The organism is Micromonospora sp. RTP1Z1, from assembly GCF_033804685.1.
Lineage (GTDB): Bacteria > Actinomycetota > Actinomycetes > Mycobacteriales > Micromonosporaceae > Micromonospora.
On the sequence record NZ_JAPFQV010000026.1, the window covers coordinates 21,965 to 44,084 of the forward strand.

Annotated in this window: 29 protein-coding genes and 2 pseudogenes; 5 read left to right on the plus strand and 26 right to left on the minus strand. The window is 71.2% G+C overall.

Annotated elements, in window-relative coordinates; genetic code table 11:
* Nucleotides 1–7 precede the first annotated feature (7 nt).
* From SLP03_RS15120 to SLP03_RS15210, 19 genes are all read right to left on the minus strand, one after another.
* On the minus strand, nt 8–307 hold the full coding sequence (locus SLP03_RS15120) for a hypothetical protein (RefSeq protein WP_319461227.1): 300 nt from the start codon (nt 305–307) through the stop codon (nt 8–10).
* Nucleotides 268–618, minus strand: coding sequence for a hypothetical protein (locus tag SLP03_RS15125; RefSeq protein WP_319461228.1), 351 nt, complete (start codon nt 616–618; stop codon nt 268–270). The genes SLP03_RS15120 and SLP03_RS15125 overlap by 40 nt, the downstream gene beginning before the upstream one ends.
* 12 nt (nt 619–630) lie before the next feature.
* The gene (locus SLP03_RS15130; RefSeq protein WP_319461229.1) at nt 631–1,062 is read right to left on the minus strand and encodes a hypothetical protein; all 432 of its coding nucleotides are present in this window, start codon (nt 1,060–1,062) and stop codon (nt 631–633) included.
* A complete protein-coding gene (locus SLP03_RS15135) occupies nt 1,062–1,331 on the minus strand; it encodes a hypothetical protein (protein ID WP_319461230.1) in 270 nt (89 codons plus the stop codon). Before SLP03_RS15135 ends, SLP03_RS15130 begins: the two co-directional genes overlap by 1 nt.
* Nucleotides 1,324–1,878 (minus strand): hypothetical protein, encoded by a 555-nt coding sequence (locus tag SLP03_RS15140; RefSeq protein WP_319461231.1) that lies wholly within the window; start codon nt 1,876–1,878, stop codon nt 1,324–1,326. The genes SLP03_RS15135 and SLP03_RS15140 overlap by 8 nt, the downstream gene beginning before the upstream one ends.
* Nucleotides 1,875–2,657: a hypothetical protein gene (locus SLP03_RS15145; protein ID WP_319461232.1), complete on the minus strand. Its 783-nt coding sequence runs from the start codon at nt 2,655–2,657 to the stop codon at nt 1,875–1,877. The genes SLP03_RS15140 and SLP03_RS15145 overlap by 4 nt, the downstream gene beginning before the upstream one ends.
* An 8-nt stretch (nt 2,658–2,665) precedes the next feature.
* Nucleotides 2,666–3,583, minus strand: a complete 918-nt coding sequence (locus tag SLP03_RS15150; protein ID WP_319461233.1) for a PKD domain-containing protein — start codon at nt 3,581–3,583, stop codon at nt 2,666–2,668.
* A 162-nt stretch (nt 3,584–3,745) separates the two neighbouring features.
* Entirely contained in the window at nt 3,746–4,030 is a 285-nt protein-coding gene (locus SLP03_RS15155; protein WP_319461234.1) for a hypothetical protein, read from the minus strand.
* Nucleotides 4,030–4,422 (minus strand): hypothetical protein, encoded by a 393-nt coding sequence (locus tag SLP03_RS15160; RefSeq protein ID WP_319461235.1) that lies wholly within the window; start codon nt 4,420–4,422, stop codon nt 4,030–4,032. The genes SLP03_RS15155 and SLP03_RS15160 overlap by 1 nt, the downstream gene beginning before the upstream one ends.
* Nucleotides 4,419–4,925: a hypothetical protein gene (locus SLP03_RS15165; protein WP_319461236.1), complete on the minus strand. Its 507-nt coding sequence runs from the start codon at nt 4,923–4,925 to the stop codon at nt 4,419–4,421. The genes SLP03_RS15160 and SLP03_RS15165 overlap by 4 nt, the downstream gene beginning before the upstream one ends.
* Nucleotides 4,922–5,470, minus strand: a complete 549-nt coding sequence (locus SLP03_RS15170; RefSeq protein ID WP_319461237.1) for a hypothetical protein — start codon at nt 5,468–5,470, stop codon at nt 4,922–4,924. Before SLP03_RS15170 ends, SLP03_RS15165 begins: the two co-directional genes overlap by 4 nt.
* Before the next feature lie 340 nt (nt 5,471–5,810).
* A complete protein-coding gene (locus SLP03_RS15175) occupies nt 5,811–5,987 on the minus strand; it encodes a hypothetical protein (RefSeq protein ID WP_186461652.1) in 177 nt (58 codons plus the stop codon).
* A gap of 118 nt (nt 5,988–6,105) precedes the next feature.
* The gene (locus tag SLP03_RS15180; RefSeq protein WP_319461238.1) at nt 6,106–7,107 is read right to left on the minus strand and encodes an N-6 DNA methylase; all 1,002 of its coding nucleotides are present in this window, start codon (nt 7,105–7,107) and stop codon (nt 6,106–6,108) included.
* Nucleotides 7,108–7,200: 93 nt separating this feature from the next.
* Nucleotides 7,201–7,482, minus strand: coding sequence for a hypothetical protein (locus tag SLP03_RS15185; protein WP_319461239.1), 282 nt, complete (start codon nt 7,480–7,482; stop codon nt 7,201–7,203).
* Nucleotides 7,483–7,511: 29 nt separating this feature from the next.
* On the minus strand, nt 7,512–7,823 hold the full coding sequence (locus tag SLP03_RS15190) for a hypothetical protein (protein WP_319461240.1): 312 nt from the start codon (nt 7,821–7,823) through the stop codon (nt 7,512–7,514).
* A 162-nt stretch (nt 7,824–7,985) separates the two neighbouring features.
* Nucleotides 7,986–8,567 (minus strand): hypothetical protein, encoded by a 582-nt coding sequence (locus SLP03_RS15195; RefSeq protein WP_319461241.1) that lies wholly within the window; start codon nt 8,565–8,567, stop codon nt 7,986–7,988.
* Between the two features lie 182 nt (nt 8,568–8,749).
* Nucleotides 8,750–9,085: a hypothetical protein gene (locus SLP03_RS15200; protein ID WP_319461242.1), complete on the minus strand. Its 336-nt coding sequence runs from the start codon at nt 9,083–9,085 to the stop codon at nt 8,750–8,752.
* 8 nt (nt 9,086–9,093) lie between these two features.
* A complete protein-coding gene (locus SLP03_RS15205; protein WP_319461243.1) occupies nt 9,094–9,921 on the minus strand; it encodes a hypothetical protein in 828 nt (275 codons plus the stop codon).
* A gap of 64 nt (nt 9,922–9,985) precedes the next feature.
* A complete protein-coding gene (locus tag SLP03_RS15210) occupies nt 9,986–11,680 on the minus strand; it encodes a major capsid protein (protein WP_319461244.1) in 1,695 nt (564 codons plus the stop codon).
* A 323-nt stretch (nt 11,681–12,003) separates the two neighbouring features.
* Here SLP03_RS15210 and SLP03_RS31630 point away from each other — a divergent pair.
* The 3 genes and pseudogenes from SLP03_RS31630 to SLP03_RS15220 form a co-directional block, all read left to right on the plus strand.
* Nucleotides 12,004–12,191, plus strand: a pseudogene (locus SLP03_RS31630) (transposase); the annotation flags it as partial.
* A gap of 39 nt (nt 12,192–12,230) precedes the next feature.
* Nucleotides 12,231–12,416 carry a transposase gene (locus SLP03_RS31635; protein WP_413644527.1) on the plus strand — a complete coding sequence of 62 codons (186 nt, stop codon included), beginning with the start codon at nt 12,231–12,233 and terminating at the stop codon, nt 12,414–12,416.
* Nucleotides 12,417–12,495: 79 nt separating this feature from the next.
* Nucleotides 12,496–13,728 carry a DNA sulfur modification protein DndB gene (locus tag SLP03_RS15220; RefSeq protein WP_319461245.1) on the plus strand — a complete coding sequence of 411 codons (1,233 nt, stop codon included), beginning with the start codon at nt 12,496–12,498 and terminating at the stop codon, nt 13,726–13,728.
* A 12-nt stretch (nt 13,729–13,740) separates the two neighbouring features.
* On the opposite strand, the pseudogene SLP03_RS15225 reads toward SLP03_RS15220, so the two are convergent.
* The 7 genes and pseudogenes from SLP03_RS15225 to SLP03_RS15255 form a co-directional block, all read right to left on the minus strand.
* Nucleotides 13,741–13,951 (minus strand): annotated as a pseudogene (locus SLP03_RS15225) (transposase family protein); the annotation flags it as partial.
* A 223-nt stretch (nt 13,952–14,174) separates the two neighbouring features.
* A complete protein-coding gene (locus tag SLP03_RS15230) occupies nt 14,175–14,333 on the minus strand; it encodes a hypothetical protein (protein ID WP_176739807.1) in 159 nt (52 codons plus the stop codon).
* A gap of 11 nt (nt 14,334–14,344) precedes the next feature.
* Nucleotides 14,345–16,549 carry a phage minor head protein gene (locus SLP03_RS15235; RefSeq protein ID WP_319461246.1) on the minus strand — a complete coding sequence of 735 codons (2,205 nt, stop codon included), beginning with the start codon at nt 16,547–16,549 and terminating at the stop codon, nt 14,345–14,347.
* 3 nt (nt 16,550–16,552) lie between these two features.
* Entirely contained in the window at nt 16,553–16,804 is a 252-nt protein-coding gene (locus SLP03_RS15240; protein WP_319461247.1) for a hypothetical protein, read from the minus strand.
* Nucleotides 16,797–17,030 carry a hypothetical protein gene (locus SLP03_RS15245; RefSeq protein WP_319461248.1) on the minus strand — a complete coding sequence of 78 codons (234 nt, stop codon included), beginning with the start codon at nt 17,028–17,030 and terminating at the stop codon, nt 16,797–16,799. Before SLP03_RS15245 ends, SLP03_RS15240 begins: the two co-directional genes overlap by 8 nt.
* Complete coding sequence (locus SLP03_RS15250) at nt 17,027–18,907, minus strand: hypothetical protein (RefSeq protein WP_319461249.1); 1,881 nt, start codon at nt 18,905–18,907, stop codon at nt 17,027–17,029. Before SLP03_RS15250 ends, SLP03_RS15245 begins: the two co-directional genes overlap by 4 nt.
* A gap of 4 nt (nt 18,908–18,911) precedes the next feature.
* A complete protein-coding gene (locus SLP03_RS15255; RefSeq protein ID WP_319461250.1) occupies nt 18,912–19,226 on the minus strand; it encodes a hypothetical protein in 315 nt (104 codons plus the stop codon).
* Nucleotides 19,227–19,349: 123 nt separating this feature from the next.
* Between SLP03_RS15255 and SLP03_RS15260 the strand changes: the two genes are divergently transcribed.
* Complete coding sequence (locus tag SLP03_RS15260; protein WP_319461251.1) at nt 19,350–20,870, plus strand: McrB family protein; 1,521 nt, start codon at nt 19,350–19,352, stop codon at nt 20,868–20,870.
* Nucleotides 20,871–22,109, plus strand: coding sequence for a 5-methylcytosine restriction system specificity protein McrC (locus tag SLP03_RS15265; RefSeq protein ID WP_319461252.1), 1,239 nt, complete (start codon nt 20,871–20,873; stop codon nt 22,107–22,109).
* Nucleotides 22,110–22,120: the final 11 nt, after the last annotated feature.

Sequence of the window (22,120 nt, forward strand, 5' to 3'; positions counted from 1 at the left end):
TCACCTCTCACCTGGAGCCTGACAGCGCCCGGGCGAAACTCTGGTCGGTCTCCTCGTCGGACCACTCCTCGAGGCCCTCCAGCTCCGCCTCGACAGGCGGGGCCTGCAACGCCTGCCGGAACTTTGCCACGTCCTTCTCCGTGCCGCCCTCCACCCACCAGGCGTAGATCACGTCCAGCAGCGACGGCAGCGGTAGGTCCAGCGGCTCGCGGCCGGTCCGCATCAGCAGCGTCCCGTGGAACTCGGGCCAGCGCTTGACCACCAGGGTCAGGAGGCGCTGCCCGACCCAGTAGGGCGGCCGGACCACTCCTCGCACACGTGCTGGAAGATCGCCATGGCGTCGGTGAAGTCGAAGCTGTCCTCGGTGGACAGCAGCCGCTTGCGGAACACCGCCAGGCTCGCCGGCTCCAGCGTCTGCTCGAAGAAGTCGAGCACCGCCGCCACCTGGTCGGCCTCCGTCCGGCTCGACGACGCCGCCGCCATCAGGTACGCCAGCTGCGCGTCCTTCGGCGCCCGGCACACCATCTCCACCCCGTCCAGCTTGAAGGGCACGTCCGGCAGCTTCTTCTCGCCGCCGGACTCCTTGGCCATCCTCGTGCTGGTCGTGAACTCCCGCATCCTGCTTCCTCCCTACGAGCGGACGAGCCGGAACCCCTCCGACCCCGCTACTTCTTCCATCGCCTCGCGCAGCCACGGCTGCGCCCGCGTCCCCGGGTGGTTCACCAGGCTGGTGAACACCACCTGCCCGCCCGTCTCGAACCGCAGCATCCCCCCGGCCCGCCGTGGCCGGATCAGGTGCGCCGCGGTGCCGTCGTGCACGGCGGCCGCGTACTCGACGTCGTTCTCCACGAACCCGTACACCTGGCCGCCCCGCACGCCGACCTCCTCGCGGTGCGCCGCCCGCAGCCGGCCGGTGTCCACCGGGCACTTGAGCACCGCCCGGGTCCGCACCTTCCGCGTCACGCTGCGGATGAACGACACCACCTGCCCCGTCGAGCCGGTGAGCAGCTGGCGCATCTCGCCGGCGAACAGGTCGACCCGCGCGTTGACCCTCACCGCCATCAGCGGCTCCGTGCCCGCCTCGGCCGACTCTGCTCGTCGCCGTCGCCGTCCGCCGCGATCGTCGGCGCCGGGGTCGGCTCCGTCGCGTCCGGCGGCCGCAGGTCCACGGTGGCCGCCTGCGCCGCCTCCTCGCCCTCCAGCACCACGTACCGGCCGGCGTCGACGAGCGTGGCCAGCCGCGGCCCCCACTCCAGGTGCTGCACCGCGCCGTCCGGCACGCCCGGCATCGCGGTCAGCGCCTTCACCGTCACCTTCTGGCCCTTACGCACCGGCTTCCTCCTCGCACACGCAGATGTTCGTCATCACCGCGACCAGGACCTCCTGGCCGACGCAGCCGCCGGACGGGCCGACGCTGGACTGCTCCCCGATCCACACCTCCTCGACGGCCGGCAGCTTCTGCAGCTCGCACAGCACCGTCCGCCGGACCCGGCCGGCGTCGTCGGCCAGCTCCGCCGCGCTGCGCTCGAGCTGCGCCGCCGTCGGCGGGTTCCCCTGGTCGTCGGGGCTCGGCGCGCACCGGGCCGTCCCGGCGCCTAGCTCCACCGCCCAGAACACGCCCGGGTCGCCGCCGTCGTCGATCGGGCTGCCCCGCCCGCCGGGGAACTCGCCGGGCAGCACCGGGTACGTCCGCACGATCCGCACCCACGCCTGGCCCTCGCAGCACGAGTCGATCGCCACGTCCCGGCCGGGCACCACCGCCACCACAGCGGGCGTCCCGCCGAGCGCCCCGTCGAGCGCCGTCCCGATGAGCTCGCGCAGCTTCACCGCCACCGGCCAGGCCACGTCGTCGACGGGCTCCACCACAGGCTCGGTCACGACGTCCTCCTTCGTCCTCGGTCCAGGTCCGGCGACCACACCACCGTGTCGCGAGGCAGCCGGTGCGGGTTCACCACCCGCAGCCACTGGTCAACCTCCGGCAGCCCGGTCATCCCGTCCTTGGCGAGCTGCGCCGGGTCGACGAACGTCTGCTGCACGCCCTGGCGCACCAGCGACGCCACCCGCCTCGGCAGCCGGCACGTCGTGTCCGCGACCATCGCCTTCGCCACCTCGCAGGCGAGCGCTCCGGCCGCCACCTGGCCGCCGGCCGGCACCGGGATCCCCCGCTGGTAGGTGACCGCCCACGCGCCCGGCTGGTCGTCCGCCTTCGTCAGGTCCTGCCCGGTCGGCCAGGTGCCGCCGTCGATCCGGAGCAGCCACCGCCGGTCGTAGGCCGCGTACGCCTCGGCTGGCAGCTCCTCGCCGTCGATGACAACCCGGGTTACCGCGTTGATCGGGCCGGGCAGGCTCAGCTCCTGCCCGACCGGCCCGCACGCGCACGTCCCCACCGGGCAGCCGCAGAACGTCGCCGCGAAGCTGCCGCCGTACGGCAGGTCCAGCCACGACTCCCACCGCCGCCACGCCTCGCCGTCGCCGCGCCGCACCGGCCGCACCGTCACCGGGCACACGCCGAACCGGCGGCCGGACAGCGCCCACAGGACCTCCGTCGCGAGATCCGTGGCCGCCTTCCGCACCGCCTCGTCGAGCTGGTCCCAGCCCTTGCAGTACGCCGTGTTCAGCGCCCACTCGCACGGGCCGGTCCGCGCCGGCTGCGTCACCGTCTACCTCAGGCGGCCGGCGCCACGAACGACTTGAAGCGCTGCGCGCCCGTCGTCGAGTCGGTCAGCGTGATGAGGTACGTCCCGGGCGCCGCGTACTCGTGGCTCACCTTCGCCGCCTCGGCCGGGCCGGCGGACGACGCCCCGTCGCCCCAATCCACCGTGTACGTGTTGTCCGGCGCGGCCGGCACGTAGGTCGCCGTGAACTCCGCCGTCATGTTCGTCGCGTCCGTGGCGTCGGCCGCCACCGTGCCGTCCGGCGGCCGCACGGTCAGCCCGCACGTCGGGGCCGGCGGCGGCAGGTACGTCCAGTCGAGGTGCAGCAGGTCCTGGTCGCCCATCGGGTCCATCAGGGCCTCGACGCCCGTCTTGCGCAGGTAGACGTCGTACGGGCCGACACCCCAGCCCGGGTTCTCGATCGCCTTGCCGGTCAGCGTGAAGCTCGCCGCCCCGTTCTCGATCGTGAAGTCCCCGATCTGCCCGTCGATGATCTGCGGGAGCAGGAAGTAGCCGAACCTCGGCCGCTGGATCGCCCCGGCCACGCACTTCTTGAGCTGGGTGCCCGACCACACCTCCAGCGCCACCGCGCTGTCGAGGTTCACCGCCGACGTGATCCGCATGCCCGTCGCGTTGCCGTCCTCGTCGAGGACCACCGGCATCCCGGTGAACAGCGTGTACAGCTCCGGGTCGACCCGGCCCGCCGTCACCGTCACGTTGTACAGCTTGATCCGCCGCCGGGCCGGCTCGTAGACCAGCGGGTCGCCGTTGGCGTCCTTCTGGTCGATCTCCTCGCCGTCGTCGACCTCGGCCCCGTACTCGACCGAGACGAAGCCCTTCGACGTCACGTGGACCGGCCAGCCTCCAGCGCCCAGGATCGGGTCGCCGCACACCCCGAGCTTCGTGGCCCGGAGCATCTTCCCCTTCACGGGGGTATCGCACACTGCGGTCATCAGGCATCCCTCAACAGCGAAGGTCCATGCCCGGCCCGCAGCCAGCGGCGAATACCCCGTCAGCGTAGCCGAGACAGGGCCCCGCCAAAGCGGAGCGGGGCCGCACCCGGCTGGGTGCGGCCCCGCTCTCTACGGCCGTCACAGCTTGCGGCCGTCGATCACCTCCAGCGTCGCGCCGATCTCGGCGGCCTTCGCCCGGGTCCACTCCTCCATCGCGTCCCAGGCCTCACCGGTCAGCACCCACGCGCCCCGCTTGTCGCCGAGGATCGTCGTCACCATCACGGCCTTGTCGACGTCGAGCACCACGCCCGTCCGCATGCAGGTGATCGTCCGCTGCACCGCGTACAGCAGCGTCTCCCGGTCGATGTACTTCTGGCGCACTTCCTCGCTGTCGGCCATCAGCGCCTTCAACACGTTGTTCATCAGTACCGACCCCCCGCCGGCACGGGCGGCGTCAGCCGCGCCGTGCCCTCGACGACCCGGCCCCGGCACCCGCCGCACAGCACGTCGGGCACCGGGCCGTGCGCCAGGTCGACCGGCGCCTTCACCACGGCCTGGCAGCCCTTGCAGCGCAGCGCCATCAGCCGGGACAGCCGCATCCCGAGCAGCAGCATGTCCCGGGGCACCAGCGTCTCCCTCGGCTGCCCGCCCGGCTTCGGCAGGATCACCAGGTTGACGCAGCTCGGGAAGTCGCGCACGTCCTGCACGTCGGCGATCTCCACCACCTGCCCGAACAGCAGCACCTCGTCTCGGCGGATCAGCTCGTCCGTCCGGATCGGCTGACTGCCCTGCCCCCTCGTCACAGCGGTCGTCACGCCGCCGCCTCCTCTCGCTCCAGCCAGCAGAACCTGGCCTCCACATCGATCACCAGTTGCGTCGTCAGCTCCGCCCACACGTCGGCGGGCAGCGTGGCCAGGTGGTGCCACCGGCCGCCGCGCGCCGCGTAGACGTGCAGCGCGCCCAGCCCGTGCTCCCACAGGTACGCCCAGCCCTCGTCGTCGAACGGCTGGTCGGCGCCCATCAGCCCGACCGCCGCCGGGCTGCACACCCGGTCGCTGTAGCCCCGGCCGACGCCGCACACGTACGTCCACTCCGGCCGGCGCTCGGCCTTCGCCTGCTCCGGCCAGTGCGTGTTCGCCAGCACCGACCAGTGCCGGTGCAGCAGCTGCCGCACCATCGCCGCGGTGTCGCCCTGGAAGCTGCGGTCCCACATCGCCCGCATCTGGGCGAGCGTCCAGCTCGGCTGGCCCTCCAGCTCGACCAGGCGGGCCCGGTACCACCGGCTGTCCGGGGCGAACTGCCCCACCAGCGCCTTCACCGGCCGGCCTGCATCAGCTGGATCCGGGTCGAGTCCCGGGCCGCCTCGCGGACGGCCTCCATGTAGCCGCGGTAGTCGGACGCCCGCCACTGCGCCGCGTAGCCCGCCTTCTGGACCTCCAGCAGGTCCAGCTGCGACAGGTCGCCCAGCTCGTGCAGCGACCAGCACGCCCACGCCTCCCAGCGCTTCGGGCCGCGCTCGGGGAACACCCCCAGGTAGACGTGCAGCCGGTGGCCGCCGAACAGGTACGCCCACTCGCGGTCGCCCGCGCGGGCCTCGGCGATCCGGCCGGTCTGCACCGGGTAGCCCTCGGAGGGCACGCCGGCCACGTGGCCGGTCGACCCCGTGCCGGGCACCGCGTAGAGCCGCGACCAGTCGTTCTGCAACAGGACCGCCGCCGCCCGCTCGGGGCTGTGGCCGCACAGCTCGTGCAGCAGCACCGACAGGGCCGGGACGACCATCGTCGGGCAGCCGTCGTGCTGGACGTGCCGCGCGACGTACGTGCCGTCGGCACCCTCGGTGCCGACCAGCGCGCGTAGACCCATGGTTTACCTCCACGTGAACCGGGTCTTGCTTCGGACAGTTACCTTGCGCTGTCCGGCCGCAATCGTCAATAGCGACCGGACAGCAGAACCCCGGCTAGGGGCTCCGCACCGGGGCCGGGCACCCGCCCAGCCCCGCCTACGCAGCCACTAGGACAGGTGCGCCGGCCGCGTGTCGCACTCTCGCCGCGTGGGCACCCCGGGGCGCACGGCCCCGAGAAGTGCTCCCCGCACTCCGTGCAGCAGTCGTTCTCGTCCAGCCAGCCGGCCGCGCTCGCCGCGCGCCGGCCGGCCTGCACCGTGCTCTCCGCCATCTCAGCCTCTCCTCGTCCTCGGCACCCGGTCAGGCCCGACGCATCCGCAGCGTCCGGCCCTCGTAGCTCGTCGACTTGTTGGCGTAGACGAAGCCCTCGGGCGCGCGGGCGTCGACGTCCACCCACTCGTCGCGGACGTACCGGGTGCGGTAGACCGCCCCGCCACGCCACTCGGTCACCTCGAAGAGCTCCACGAGCTTCTCCATCTCCGCCTCCGCTACTCAGGGTGCGCGTGCTGTACATATTCATTGTATGCGACCGACTCCCCCGCGTACACATCTTCTGTACGCAGGGGGCCGTGTAGCGCGTCACACAACCGGCCGGTCAGAACAGCCGGCCCTGCCGGTACGCCGCCTCCGCGTCGAACGTGGACGAGGCCGGCGCCGGCGGCGGCGGGGGCGGCGGCTTCGGCCGCGCCTTCCGCATGGCCCGCTCCAAGTCGCTCTCCGGCGTCGGCAGGTCCAGCAGCTGCCGCACCGCGACGATCTGCATGGCCTGCCGCCACGCCGCCTGCATCTCGTCGATCGCCACCTGGCGGTCCCGCAGCGCCTCGTGCATCCAGGCGTCCTGCAACCCGTCGCCGCAGCCGACGACCACCCGCCAGCCCAGCCCCCACAGGTGCAGGTTCACCGCGCACAGCGCCGCCGCCAGCGGGTCGAGGTCGTTCGCCCACCACTCGCACTTCGTGGGGTCGAGCCCGTTCTCCCGCATCGCCTGCGCCGCGCCGAGCAGCATCGTGCCCGTCCCGGCGCACGGCTCCAGGACCCTCGCGCCCTCGTCCGGCGCGACCATCCGGCCGAGCAGCAGCGTCACGCTCTCCGGCGTCAGGAACTGCCCGATGCCCTTGCGGCCGCCGTGGCTCTTCATCGTCTGGAGCAGCATCCCCAGCAGGTCCGTGTCGCCCCAGCCGTCCGCGCCCCACCGGCCGAAGATCCCGCGCCGCAGCGCCGCCTGGCCGACGGCGTGGATCGCGCGCTGCGTCGTCTCGTCGGGCTCCTCGTCGATCCAGTACCACAGGTGCTTCGTCCGCGGGTTCAGGTCCGGCCGCAGCGCCGCGAACTCGCACCACAGCCGCTGCACCAGCAGCCAGAAGCCCTCGGGGTCCAGGCGCTCCGCCGCCTCGCCCAGCCGGTCCAGCTGGTCGGCGTCCGACGCCTCCCGCGCCACCAGCGCCAGGGCGGCCACCACGCTCATCGGCACCTCGATCCGCGAGCCGCCGTACCGGCTGTGCCACGCCTCGTCGACCGCCTCGGCGATCGCCCGCGCGTGCTCCCTCGGGTCGCTCGGCACGGCGTTCGCGCGCCGCGCCACCGTCGTTGTCGTCATGCTCTTCCTCCACGTGAACTGCCGGCAGCTCTCCCGCCGGCGGGAACGGCAGCGCCCCCGCAGCCACATCGGCTGCGGGGGCGCTCGGGCGGCTCAGACCAGCCGCAACACCTCCATCTCGGGCAGGCCCACCACCGTCTCGCAGGCCAGGTCGTAGAAGTCCAGGCGCACGCTCCCGCCCAGGTCGGCCTTCCACGCCACGGCGGCGGCCTCCTCCATCACCCGCGTCCAGTCGACGCGCGGGGCCCTCTCGTGCCGCCGCTCGGTCAGCGCCGCCAGGTCGAACGACACGACGTCGCCGTCCTCCACCTCGGACAGCGCGACGACCTCCCACTGCTCGGCGCTCGGCTCGGCCTCGATCAGCTCGACGGTCATGGTCAGCTCCCTCTCTCTCGCTCGCTCGGTCAGCAGTTGCCGCACACGCCCGACGCCGGCAGCTCGCAGAAGCAGCTGTCGCACAGCCGCTTGCGCACCGCCGCCACCTCCGCCGCGTTCTCGGCCGCCTGCTTCTCCCGCGCCACCCGCTCGCGCTCGGCGTACACCCGCGCGTTGTGCTCGCGCGCCGCCCGGTTGTAGGCCAGGCGGGCACGCTCCTGCTCCTCCGTCTCGCGCGGGAACAGGCCCTCGCCGGCCACCAGGCGCTCGCGGTAGCTGGCGGTCAGCGCGTCCAGCGCCTCGATCGTCCGGGTCATCTGGTAGCTCATCTCGCGGGCCATCGGGCACTCCTCACGCAGTCGGGCGGCTTGCTGTACATATTCATTGTATGCGACTGCCAGGGCCGCGTACAAGTTTTATGTACGTCTCGGACTGTGGAGCGGGCCACACAACGGCGACGCCCCCGCGCCCGCATGGGGCGCGAGGGGCGTCGGGCCGCTCGCTCAGAACGACTGGCGGTACAGCTCGTGCGTGTAGCAGTGCCAGTAGAACTCCTGGTGGTCGAAGCCCTGGCACCCCAGGTGGTCGTCCACCTTCGCCGGCGGCACCTTCGCCAGCTCGGCGGCCGGCAGGTGCCACCGCACCTCGTCCGGGTCGACCACGATCACGCCGCTGCCCGCCACCTGGTCGACCACGCCGCGGTGCTCCACGCCGTCCCACGTCCAGGTCACCACGTCGCCCTCGGCCAGCTCCGGCGCCGGCTTCGGCCGCGCCGCCTTCACGCTCTCGGCGACGATCGCCAGGGCCTGCCGCCGCTCGGCCACCTTCACCAGCGCCGAGTCCAGCGCCGCCGCCTTGTCGCTCACGGCGGCCAGCAGGTCGCCGCGCACCGACGTCCGCAGGTCGCCCGCCTTCGCGGTCACCACCGCGTCCTCGGTCGCCCCGGTCAGCTCTCGCGCGTGCCGCTCCAGCTCCCGCTCGGCCTCCACCACCGCCCGCGCCAGCTGGGCGATCAGGCCCCACTGGTCGGCGGCCTCAGCCTCGACGCCGAACTGCCCGGCCAGCTCGTTGACCCGCTTCTCCATCTCTCAGCCCTCCTGTAGGGGTAGCGCATGACGTACATATTCATTGTATGCGAATTTCAGCCTCGCATACAAGTTTTATGTACGCCTCGGACCGTGGAGCGGGTCACACAAAAAGCGCCGCCCCGCCTGGCACGGGGAAGAAACCAGGCAGGGCGGCGCGGTCCGGGGCGTGGGGCTACCAGTCAGCTCCGCGTGCGCGAGGTCGACCGGGACGCCTTCGTCGACGGCTGGGAGGAACCGTCCGCCGACTTGGCGTCCGCCCCGGACCCGTCGGCCCCGGCGTCAGCCGACGTGCCTTGCACGGTCGTCGCCGGCTGCTCCGGCGTCTCGACGAGCTGCCGCCCGTCCCCGGAGCCCAGCACCTTCTGCGCCAGGTCCTCCGGCACGTCGAACGCCAGCCCCACCGGGCCGTCCGTCGTCGTCCGCACCTCGTCGTGCCGTTCGTCGCCGGCCGCGTCGAGCAGCTGCTGGGCGAGGGCCTTCGCGTCCTCGCGGTCCTTCGGGTAGATCAGCGCCATGTCTCCTCCTACGCCGGCACGCCCGGCAGCTTGACCTTCACCGCCGCCACCGCGCAGCTCCACCCCACCGTGTAGAACCGCTCGGCGACCGCGAACACCTCGTTGTCCGTGCGGTCCAGGGCCTCCGGCAGCTTCGGCAGGAACACCGCCGACCGCCGCACCATCACCGGCCCCGTCGCGTACAGCCACGCCTCGTCCGCGCCCGGCTCCACACCGCCCGGGCCGACGCCGGTCGTCTGCGCGAACACCAGCGGGTTGCCCAGCGGGGCCACCTGCCGTGGACCCTCGATCCGCGTCAGGCTCTTCCCCGCGAACCAGCCGGACGTCCACCGCGGAGCCCACACCGCGCCGAGCACACCCGACTTGTCGCCGATGTGCTCCTCCAGCAGGCCCACGCCCTTCTCCAGCGGCACCGGCGCCGCTGCCGAGCCGGCCAGCACCTCCGTGTCCGCCTCCGCCAGGAACACGTCGTTGCCGCCCTCGCCGGTCCACACGTAGTGCTCCAGCGACTGCTGCTCCACCATGCCCATCGCCCGGCGAGCCCGGTCCAGCAGGTCCGGCCGGGCCACCGACCGGCCGGTCAGCCCGGCGTACAGCCGGATCACGCCGGCCTTCACGCTCGGCACCCCGTCCGGCAGGGTCATCGGCGCCCGCGCCGGGTCCGAGGCCGCGGCGGCGCTCGTCGGGGCGGGCGCGTCGACGCACTGCGGCTCCCACTCCACCCCGGCCTGGAACTCGCGCTGGTCGGCCGGGTCGACCACGGCCGCAGCCGAGAACAGCCCGAACCGGTACGGCGTCGTCGCCGGGGCGTCCACATACACCAGGGGCTGCGTCACCCGTCATCTCCTCCGTGGCGGGGGGCCGCGCCCCAGCAGGGCGCGGCCCCGTCAAACGGGTAGCTCAGACTGCCGAGCAGTCGAACGCCACGGTGCTGCCGGTGACGCCCGTCGGGCACAGCGGCACGCTCACCTTGTAGGACACGAAGCACCGCTTCACCAGCAGCGTCGCCTGCTCGGTGAACAGCGCGATGTACTCGTTGTCCTTCAGCTTCGTGCTGTCGTAGACCGCCGACAGGTCGATGATCGGCTTGGAGCCCTTCACCCACGTGCCCGGCGCATAGATCAGCAAGTCCGCGGTGCCCGGCCACTGGCCCGGGGTGACGCTGCCGCCGAACCCGTTGCCGCCCGCGTCGGCGTATCCGTCCTGCCAGTCGTAGACGAACTGCGGGCGCAGGTGCCGTCGGGTGAACCACGCTGTGATCTGCTCGTCGGTCACGTCGAGGTAGTTCACCCCGGCCCGGCGCGACATGTCCGCCCGGATCCAGTCGATCAGCCACAGCGGTGCCACGCACTCGAGGAGCTGCCGGCGGCCCAGCCGGTACCGGTACCGGTAGTCCGTCGCGGCGAGGGAGATCGCGCCGAGCAGCGCGGTGGTCGTCTCGTCGCCGTCGACGTCGCCGCCGAGGGTCAGCGCGAACTGCGTCGACTGGCCCGGGGCGGTGGCCATCCGCTGAATCACCCGTGCGTTGATCTTGTGCTCGTGCGCGGTCAGCGCCCGCCGCACCACGTCCCGGGTCAGCTCGGGCCACACCGCGTTCTGCACGATGTCCTGCTCGATCTGCACCCCGTCCACCTCGAGGCGCGTCTCCGCCCAGTTCACCGTCGGCACCCGGTACGAGGACTTGTCAACCCCCGCGGTGCTGTCGGCCTCGGTCTGCACGAAGCCGATCCCCGAGTACAGGTCGCGGAAGTCCAGGTTGGCGGGGACCTTGATACCGCCGCCGCGCGGGATCGTGATGCCCGGAAGGTCCAGCAGGCCCTCGGTCGTCTCCAGGCCCTCGCACAGCTCCCACAGCGTTTCCGACGGGGCACCCCATCCGCCGGCCGCGACGAGGTTGCCGCCCGACAGCCGCGACTCCGACGCGGCCAGCTCCACCAGCTCCATGTCGGTCAGGCCCCTGCCCCCGGCGACGAGCGCCTGGTCGACGGGCAGCTCCACCCGGGCCACGTTCTGCTTGATGCGGGTCGCGACCCCCACCCCACGGGGAAAGCCGGCGAACTTGTCGTCGAACGCCGACGCGACCTCCGACACCGAGGAGAACACGTGGCCGTGCGGCACATTCGGAACGTCGGCCGCCGCCTTGATAACCGCCGACTTGCCGGCGCTGGTCACCTTCGGCTTCGACTGACGTCGGGCCGCCCGGCGGGCCAGCGACGCGACGACCGGCGTGGGCTGCTGCGGCGCCGGCTCCTCGGCCGCCGGCTCCTCGGCAGGCGTCTCCTCGGCCGGCTCCTCCTCGGCTTCGCCGCCGTCGCCCTCGTCACCGTCGCCATCGCCGCCCTCCGGAGCGCCGTGCACCGTCGCGGTCAGGTCGTCCAGCTCGGAGGCGACCCGCTCGGCCGCCTGCTCGATCCGCGCCTGCTCAGTGCGCACCGACTGCACGAACGCGGCCAGCTCACGCAGCCGGGCGAGGCCATCGGCGTCCAGGGCCGGGTCATCTCGCAGGGCGTCGAACGCCGCGACGGCCTGGCTCTCCAGCTCGGTCAGCGCGTCGAGATCGAGCCCGTCCAGGCTCGGAGGAATCTGAAAGTCCACCGTCGGCTCCTCAGCACGGTAGGGATCTCATCCCCGACCGGCCCGCAGCCAGCATCGGCAGTACCGGCACAGCGTAACGCAGCGGCGAGCTGGTTCCGATCAAGGCAGCTCGGGTTGGACGATGATGAGAGGCCAGTACCTGAGGACGGCCGGCGGCTGCCGGGTCCCCGGGGCAGCGAGGACCGACTACTTGGTCAACGGAGCCGACCAGTATCGACCTCGCGGTGCCGAAGCTGCGTACCGATTCGTGATTTCCGGACTGGCTACTGACCCACCGTCGGCGGGCCGAGCAGGCGTTCGTCTGGATGGGCGCGTTGACGATGAAGGTCCGCGAGCACGGCCGGAGCGTCAACGTCCACGCGCTCGTCGCGGTCGGCGTCAACGCCGGCGGGCAACGCGAAGTCCTTGGCCTGGACGTGGCCTCCGACGAGGACGGCGCCGGCTGGCGTTCCTACGCTCGTTGACCGACCGCGGCCTGTCCGGCGTCCAGCTGGTCATCTCTGATGCCCACTGCGCAACCTGCTCAGGAAGGTGCCCAAGTCGCGCAGCCATGATCGCGGCCCTCGTGCGGACGATCTTCGACCAACCCGACGCCGACGCCGTCCGAGCCCAGTTCCAGCGGGCCATCACCACGATCGAGGCGAAGCTCCCCGCCGCCGCCGAATACCTCGCCGACGTCCGCGACGACCTCCTGGCCTTCACCGGATTCCCACGCGAGATCTTATTGAGGTCGTAGGCGGATTAACTCTTGCGTTAAGATCTTAATCTGCTACTCTGGAAGCAGATGGGCCAGTCAAACCACTAAGGGGCTCCACGTGACCGTTCCGACCGGCTACGACCCGAACATCCGCTTCTACGCCACCCGCTACCAGCAGGGCGGGCGCACCGTCTTCTCCCTCGATCTGTCCCTGACCCAGATCGCCGACCTGCTGCCGGCGCCGGACCCGAACAACCCGACCGAGGGCAACCGCAAGGTGAAGGAGGCCCACGCCCGCGACTTCGGCGACTACATCCGGGCGACCCCTGACTGGGTGGCGCCGGCGCTCGTGCTGCGCGCGCCCGACATCTTCGAGTTCGAGGTGAAGGAGGAGGTCTCCGGCACCCAGTTCGGGATCATCTCGTTCCCGACCGACGCCCGAACCGACCTGCGGATCCTCGACGGGCAGCACCGAACCCTCGGCATCCACCTCGCGATCCGCGGCATCGCCGCCGATCTGGAGAAGGCCCGCAGCATGCTCGCCGTGGCCAAAAAGAACGGCGACGTTCAGGCCGTCCTCGACAACTTCCAGGTCAAGATCGACAAGCTCACCGACCAGCGTGCCCGGCTGTCTCGGGACCGCACCTCGCTGCAGATCTTCATCGAGGATGACCAGACCGCCTACAAGCAGATGTTCTTCGACATCGCCGAGAACGCCCTGGGCATCACCTCCTCGGTCAAGGCCCGCTTCGATAGCCGCAAGGTCGTCAACCGCGCCCTGGACGGGGTCATGAAGCATGCGCTGTTCAAGGACCGCGTCGACCTCGAACAGGACCGCATGGGCCGCGGCAACCCCAACATCGTCGGCGCCAAGCAGGTCGCTGAGATCATCCGCACCATCGCCGTCGGCATCGACGGCCGCGTCGGCCGCCGCCTCGAGGACGAGCTTGACGAGGGCGAACTGGTGGAGAAGACCAACAACTTCCTCGATGTCCTGCTCGCCGCCTTCCCCGCGCTGGAGGCCGTCGCTGACGGCACCGTAACCCCGCAGGACCTGCGCACGAGCAACATGCTCGGCTCCACCGTCATGCTGCGGATACTCGCCGGGGTGTACGCCGAACTCACCGACCGCCAGGCCTTCGACGACGAGGACGTCACCGAGTTCTTCGTGCAGCTCGCTCCGTCGATGGGTGGCCCGGTCACCGCCGCCAGCATCTGGGTAGAGCACGTCCCCGACAACGTCTTCACCGTCGGGTCCCTCTCGCCCCGCAGCCGCCGCCAGGACCTCAAGACCCTCCGCGACACTATGGTCAAGTGGGCCCTCGACAAGCCCGTCTGGCTGACCAGCTGACACCCGCACGGTTCACCCATCAAGGGCCCTCGCCGCACGGCGAGGGCCCTTGATGGGTTTGTGGTGCAGGATGAGGATGGCCTGCACGATCGCGGTTGCGCGGCGGGGACAGCAGCGCAGGTTTGGTCAGGGCTTTCCAGCATTTGAGCGTGGCGATGGCGCGCTCGCCGCGGGCGCGGATTCGGGCGTGTGCGTGGTTGATGGCCTGCTGTCTTACCTGGAGCCTCGCCCTCATCGATCTCCGGGCTACTCACACCCGCCGTGACCAGCATGATCACGATGAAAAGGACTCATTGCTTCTGGGTCGCTGCGGAGTGCCTCTCGTCGGCAGATGCGGATGCTCGGCACGGGCGGCTCAGGTCTCGGCCCGTGACAGAGCGTCACCCTAACGACGTTGATGAGAGAATTCCGACTACTCGATCAACAGAGCCTGCCAGTCTCGTCCCCTACTTCTGCACCTGGCGGATCGTGCCGCCGCCGCCCTTGCGCACGTCGGCGATCTCCGCGTCCGTCTTCGACCCGTACTCGCCGCCCTGCCGGCCATCCCCGTAGGACAGCACCCACACCGTCGCGCCCCGGCGCCGCGCGCCGCAGTTGCAGCCCACTGCTTCCTCCCCTACTCCCCATGCACCTCGGCGGACAGCGCCGCCACCAGCGTCCTGCGGTCCCGGCCGATCGACGCGGCAATCCGCTCGGCCGCCGCCGCGTTCACGGCACGCTGTCGCTCGGCGGCGAACCCGGCGGCCACCGCCCGCCGCACTGCCGCCTCGAAGGCGGCCGGCGACAGCGGCGCATCCGGCCGCCGGCCTTCCGAGTCGGACGGACGCCAGCCTGCCCAGCCGGAGGCGACCATCGCGTACGCCCGCCCGCCCGACGAGCGGCCCCGCACGACGGGGAACCCGCCGACGTTGACGCACAGCGCCGCGACGAGCTGCCGCGCCCCGCCGATCCACCGCCAGTCCCCCGACAGCGGCGACCGGCGCAGCAGCTGCACCTGCTCCTCGGTGGCCTCCGGCACCAGCGACCCCGCGACCCACGTGCCATGGGCGTCCCGCCCGGCGCGCACCACCGCGACCTGCGTGCCAGTGTCGTCGTAGTGCTCCACGGCGGCCGCCGCGCTCGCGGACAGGTCGGCGTGCCCGGTCGCAGCGGTGATGTGCCCGACCGCGACCAGCTCCCCCTCGGCCGTCTGGATCTCCGGTCGGTGGAACCAGTCGAAGCCGCCCTCCTCCGGCGGCATCACGCACTGCCCGCCGCTGAGGAACGACAGGTGGCAGTCCTTGTCCGCCAGGTGCCCCAACACCCGCCCGTCGGCCGTCACCGTGATCGGCGTCAGCTCCGCCAGGCCCGGGTCGTCGAACCACGCCCGAGGCGGGTACAGCGGCGCGACCTGCTTCTTCGCCGCCGCCGCGCCGGACGCCGCGACCGCCTCTTCCTCCTTCGGCTCCTCATCGGAGGGTTCGCCGTCGGCCGGCTCCTCGTCGTCGACCAGCTCCAGCTTCGCCTCCATGAACGCCTGCGTGCCGACCAGCGTCACCGCCATCACCCGGCCCTTGGTCACCGTGATGTACGGCTCCTCGCCGGCCTCCATGAAGGCGTCCCACTCCTCGTCGGACATCTCCTCGATCGGCTTGCCGTCCGCGTCGGTGAACACGAACTCGAAGTCGTCCAGGTCCACGCTCGGGAACAGCACGCCCTGGCGCAGCAGCTCCAGCGCCTCGCCCAGCTCCGGCACCGCGTCGATGAAGTCACCCGCGCCGACCAGCTTCGACTTCTGCACCTCGCCGGTCACGATCCGGCCGATCGTCACCGCGCCCTCATGCCCCGGGGCGTCCTCGCGGGCCCACCGCAGCGCCAGCGGCAGGTCGCGGAACGACCACTCGCCGTCCGCCGCGAAGATCCGCCGGTCGCCCGACTTGGCACCCAGCGGCGCCAGCGTCCCCTTCCACGTCGCCATATGCTTGCCACCCTTCGCGGCTGCCGCCGCCGTCACCGTGATGTCCAACCCGGTCGCCCGGTCACGCCGGGGCCACGGGTGCTTCGGGACCACAGGCAGGGGCTCGTCGGCCTCCACCTCGATCATCGTGCAGCGGCAGTTCACCGTCTGCCCGGGCGGCGCGGCCGGGTCGCCCGGGTACCGCATCGGCACCCCGCCGACCATGAACACGCCGTCCAGGGCGACCCGCTGCCCGTCGGCGTCCCGGTGGTCGTTCCGGGTCCGCTCGTCGTGCGTGGCCACCCACACCTTGTCCAGCTTCTCGTCGAGCGCCAGCTCGGCGGTCAGCCACCCGGTCAGCGTCCCCGCGTTGTACGCGCCGATCGTCTCCGTCCGGGCGATCGTCACCGCCCGGTCCTCCCACGACCGCTCGCCCAGGATCCCCTCGATGGCGTCGCGGATCCGCGGGATGCTCGCGCCCTCGCCGGTCAGCTCGGCGACCGCCGCGACGACCAGCTGCCACGCGGAGTCCGGCACGCCGACCAGCCGGTTCGGCAGCGCCGCCAGGTACTCGTCCTTCATCTGCGCCACGCGCAGCAGCTCGACGTCGCCGCCCGCGTCGGCGACTCCCTCGAGGAACGTCTTGTCGACGGCCGGCACCAGGTGCACCGTCATCGCCTCGAACCACGCCTGCCCAGCGCCGGCGAGCGCCGACGGGTCGGGCGGCAGCGCCGCCGCGGTGACCGGCAGCGCCACGGCGCGGGCATCGGCCAGCCACGTCCGCAGGGCCTTCCGGGCGGCCCGCAGCACCCGCCGCTCAGCGACGACCACCCGCGCCTCGTGGTCGAGGCGCAGCGGCAGCCACGGGTCCGGCTTGTCGGCCACGGCTCAGCCTCCCGCCTCGGCGGCGGCCTGCGTGGCGGCGGGAAGCTCGTCGACGACCTGCACGACCGTCGCCTCGCACTGCACGCCGCCCTCGGCGCGGCAGGCGGGCAGCCCGCCCGGGGTCCGCACCAGCCGGTGGATCGTCAGCTTGTCGTCGGCCAGCTCCAGCCGCACGAAGTCCAGGTCCAGCGAGATGCCCAGCGGCGCGAACGCCGCGCGCAGCTGCGGCAGGGTCACCTTCTCCGGGTCAGCCATCGGTCCTCCTCCTCACGAGATTCCGCCGCGCCACGGCGGCCGGGTCACAGACGTGGCCGGCGTCGGTCAGCGGCGGCTGGTCGCCCTCCCACAGGTCGCCCCACCACCCACAGGTGCGGCACATCGTCCAGCGCAGCCGCTCGCAGCCCTTGCCGTGCCGGGACCGCTGGCAGGCGTAGCCGTGGGCCTGCACCAGGTCCGGCACGAGGACGGTCGCAGGGCTCACGCCGGCACCAGGTCCCCGGCGACGGTCTGCGCCAGGTGCTCGCGCAGCTCGGCGACGTCGTGCCGCGCCCCGGTCACCAGCAGCCCGCCGACGTACGCGGTCAGGGCGGCCGTCAGCTTCTCCGCGTCGACGCCAAGCCGCGCGGCCACCGCCGGCACCGCCGTCCACGCGCCGTCGAGCAGCCGCGGGACCGACGTCGGTGTGGACTGGCGCACCGTGTGGTACTCCCACGCCTTCAACCCGTTGTGCCGGTACCGCTCGCGGCCCAGCACTCGCTTGCCGGCGATCTCCAGCGCCCGCAGCGCCAACACCTCGCACGCGGCCACGAACGGCTCGCTCAGCGGGTCGGGCACCGCGGCCGCGATCGCCGCCCTCTCGGGCGGGCCGCGGTCCTCGGTGTCGCCGGGCGGCGGCTCCTTTGTGGTGGGCTCCTCCTCCTCGGCCGGCGGCTCGCCGTCCGGCGGGAGCTCCGGCTGCGGGGCCGGCCTCAACGCCTCCGCGTCAAGGTCGACGGACACCCCTGCGACCTCCAGCAGCCGCTGCACGAGCAGCGGCCCCGCCGCCGGCACCGTCCGAATGATCTCCAGCAGCCGGCGCAGCTCCCGCTCGTCCTCGGTCGGCTTGTCGCCGTCGCCGAACCCCGTCTCGCGGCGCAGCGCGTCACCGGACAGCTCGCCGAGGCCGTACAGGTCCTTCGCGTCCGCGCCCTTGTCCGGGGTCTGCGTCAGCTCGCTGGTGTCGTACCAGACGATCCACCGCTTCGCGTCGGCAACGCCGGGCGCGCCCTCCAGCGCCGGCCACAGCATCTGCTGGGTGAGCGCCGCGCAGAACAGCTCCAGCTTCGACTCGACGTGGTACTTGATCGTCGCCTCGTCGGTCATCCAGGCGCCCCAATGGTTCGCCTGCGTCATGCCGAGCAGCATCTCCGGCGGGGCGTCCAGGCCGAGGGCCAGCCGCCGGATCGCGCCGTCCAGCATCGACGGCACCGTGGCCGACAGCTCGGTGGCGAAGCTGAGCAGCCGGGCCTTCTCCAGGTGCTCGGCAGGGCCCTGCACCACGATCGGCACGAGGGCCGCGACCGAGTCGCGGTCCTTCACCGCGGTGGTCATCGCCTCGGTCAGCGTCGCCAGGAACGACGTCACCCCGTCCTCGGGGTTCTCCTCCTGCTCGGCGGCGGCGAACGACAGCTCGTTCGGCAGCAGCAGGATGCCCGCGCCGGCCAGCCGGGAGTCGATCTGCGACTGGACGTACTGCGTCAGCCGCTCGATCAGCCGCAGCACCCGCCGGTTGGCCTGCACCTGCGACTTCGGGAGGGCGTGCTTACGCGGGGACGGTGCCCAGATGCGGACGATAACCGTCTCGTCGGCTTCCAGCTCACGCGACCCGTCGCCCTGGTCGAGCACGTACGTCCCGGCGCGCTCCTGCAGCTCCTCGGTCGACGCGATGAACCACCGCTCCCGGTCGGTCGCGTTGCCGGCGTCGTCCTTCTCCGGCTCGCCGATCAGGTAGCACTCGCCGGGCACGCCGAGCTGGATCCCGGCGTCGTGCAGCAGCTCGGCCTGCTGGCCGGGGCCGCCGAGGAACGTTTCGTTGACGCCGGCCGGCGCCTGATCGGGTGTCTCGACAGGGCGGCCCTGCTCGTCGACCTGCGTGATGTACAGCCGGGCCCGGCCCATCGCCTTCGCGATGAGGTCAACCAGGTAAGCAAGCTCCCCGCACTGCTCGTAGTGCCGCCACGCCTCGTCCTGCCACTCCTGCTTGGTGACCTTCCGCAGGCTGCCGCTGGACTCGTAGCGCATCTTCGCCGCCGACGCGACGACGGCGGTCGCCTTGCCGACCGCGCTGTCGACGTTGGGCTTCGTACCCCACCACGCCATGCCGCTACTCCTCCGGCTCGGCGCGCACCAGCAGGCCGGTCGCGTAGGACAGGGCCAACGCGACGGTGGGCACGTCGGCCCACCAATAGCCCGACCAGCGGGGGACGTCGGACAGGTGCCACCAGCCGGCGGCGGCCGGTGCGGCGATCCACACGGACAGGCACCAGCGGCAGAACAGCAGGTAGGCGAACACGCTGCCCTCGGGCAGCCGCCTCACGATCGCCTCTCGGGGTCGTCGGGTGATCTCGTCGGCGGTGACCAGCCTGGTCACGCGGGCGACGACGAAGAGCACCACCACGATCTCGAACAGGTCCGTCACAGCTACGAGCATAGGCAATGGCACTGCGGCCGGATAGGCAGCGCGACGTGGGCAGCTGCTCTAGCGTGTGGCCGTGGCGACGCGAGTTGGCCAGTCCTGGCCGCCGGGATCGTAGGGAGAGCAATGGGCTACGACACGCAGTCAGCAGTTGACCCGACACCCCAATCGCTAGCCGAGGTACGGGAAATCTTCGGTAAGCGGTTCGTGGCGGGACGTGTCGAGGCGGAGACGGATGCACGCGACCTGCTCGACAAACGCGCTGGCTCCATGAGCGTCGACGAGGCATTACAGCTGGGGCGGCTGTTCAACCGGCATGAGCAGGCCGGCAAGATGCGCATGGACCGGTTTTCGCCCGGCTTCGCCGGGGCCGTGATGAACAAGCTGACCGAAGACATCGACCGCTTCAACCGCGTCGTCGCGGAGCTGTGGACCTCCCCGGCCAACGAGGCGTTGGTGCTGCTGGGCCGCATGTACGCCGACCGTTCGGTGCTGCCCGGTGCGGGCTCGTCGCTGCCAAGCATGCTGCTGTACCTGCGCGACCCGGAACAGTTCGCAGTGTGCATCAATGCCACGATGAAGGGCCTCGCTCGAGTATCCGGGAAGACCTTCCGCGCGGACGGTCAGGTCGGCTATGAGCGCTTCTGTGAGGTCCTGCGGACATGGCGTGAACAGCACGGTGTTGCGCCGCAGGAAGCGGACGCCGTGCTCACGAACATCATGCGGGCTGCGAACGTGCCAAGCATCGCCGGCCCGGTCGCCGAACCAGCCACGGCTATCGACGTTCCGTCCAACGGGCAACTCACCGCCGAACAGGTGGCAGACCAGTGCTACCTGCCGGTGGAACAGATCGACAGTTGGGTTGCAGCGCTACACGGACCGATGCGTCAAGCGGTGTTCTTCGGGCCGCCCGGGACAGGGAAGACGTGGGTCGCCCTGAAGCTCGCCCACCACCTCGCGACCTCGCCCGACCATGTCGAACTCGTCCAGTTCCACCCCGCATACTCCTACGAGGACTTTGTCGAAGGCCTGCGGCCCGACTTGGCCGACGGCGGCGCCCTGCGCTACACCCCGCGCGATGGGGTGTTCTTCAAGCTGTGCGAACGGGCACGCCGGGCCCCATCCGATGACGTGTTCGTCCTCGTCATCGACGAGATGAACCGAGCTGACCTTGCTGCGGTCTTCGGTGAGCTGCTCTTCCTGCTCGAGTACCGGGGTCTCAAACCAGCAGTCCTGCCGTACTCACAACGGCAGTTCTCGGTGCCGCCCAACGTCGTCATTCTGGGGACGATGAACACGGCAGACCGGAGCCTCGCGCTCGTCGACTTCGCCCTGCGTCGCCGGTTCAACGCCTTTCACTTGCACCCCAGCGACGACGTTCTGGCCAGGTGGTCCAGCACACGCTCTGATGTAGACGCCGATTTGTTGCTCGGCATGTTCCGCCTGATCCGCGACCGGGTCGGTCACCAATCACCCGTCAGCCCCGGCCACTCGTACTGGATGGTCGAGCAGATCGACGCCGCAACAGCCGAGGGCATCTGGTCCTACCAGCTATACCCGTATCTGGCAGAGCACTGGTTCGAGCGGCCAGAAGAGCTGGAGCGGTTGGACGTGGATGTCCGTGCGCTTATCGCAGAGCGAAGCTGAATGCTGCGTCTACGCGAGTACGAGATCAGCCGTGTCGTGCTCACCGATCGGGAAGCGGGTGAACTGGCACAGCTGACCCGCGGCTCGGCGACCCGACGCGACAAGCCCCGGGTCATCCAGCAGGTCCTGCCGTCTGGGAAGCCAGGACTCTTCGACGTTCAACCCGGGCCGTACGTTGGACGCTTCACGCTTGGATCAGGACGCACGGTCGACATCGCCAGCCGCTTTCCGTTCGCGGACTTCCGCGAGCTGCTGCGGCTGGCCGCACGCCAGCCCGTGCTGCTACGCGACACCGCAGCCGCGGGCAGCGCCAGCCGTGGCCTAGTCGATCTGATCGCCACAGCATTCGCTCGGGAAACCGAACGGCTCGTCGGATTTGGCTTGGCCAAGGAATACCAGTCTCGAACCTTCACCCGGCCGCCCTACCCCGGCGTCCCCGACGTGACCGCGCACCTCGCGAAGTATCTCGGGCGCCCCGACCGCCTGGTGACCAAGGCCAAGCGCCTGACTCAGGACATCCTGCTCAATCAGACCATCGCCGCCGCGCACCGAGTGCTCGTACAGCAGCACTACCCAGACCCGGCACTGTCGGCACGGCTGCGAGCACTCGGCCCATGCTTCACGTCGATCTCGCAAGTCGCAGACCCTCAACGACTGATGCAGCGCCGCCCAACCTTGGTACCGCCGCGATACCGTGAAGCCTACGCGCTGGCATTGCTCGTCCTCGCCGGCCACACCGTGCTTCCCACCGCCTCCGGTGCCTCCGGCGTCACGGTGCTGTTCAACATGACGAAGGTCTGGGAGACCTACGTGGGCCACTGGCTCGCGAACCAACTACCAGCCGGACAGCGAATATCAGCACAACACCCCGTGGTGCTCACCGACGACTCCCAGCCGATGACGGCGTACGCGGACTTCGTCATCCTTGACGAACTGCACAAGCCCGTGGCGGTGTACGACGCCAAGTACCGCCACTGGCAGGCCAAGCCGAAGGCCGACGAGCTCTATCAGCTGAGCAGCTACGCACACCGACTCCGCGTGCAGCAAGCAGCGCTGCTCTACCCGGGCCACGACGGCCAGTACGGCCACGTCACCGTCGGCGACCTCCGGCTCGCCACGATAGGCGTGCCGGTTCTCAGCTCAACGCCCCCTGCGGCCCGGAACCACGCCGCAACTCCTGCGGACACAAGTGGCCCTATCCGACCGATCGGACTTTCCGACTCGGCGCACCGTGCCTAGGAAGCCGCGCC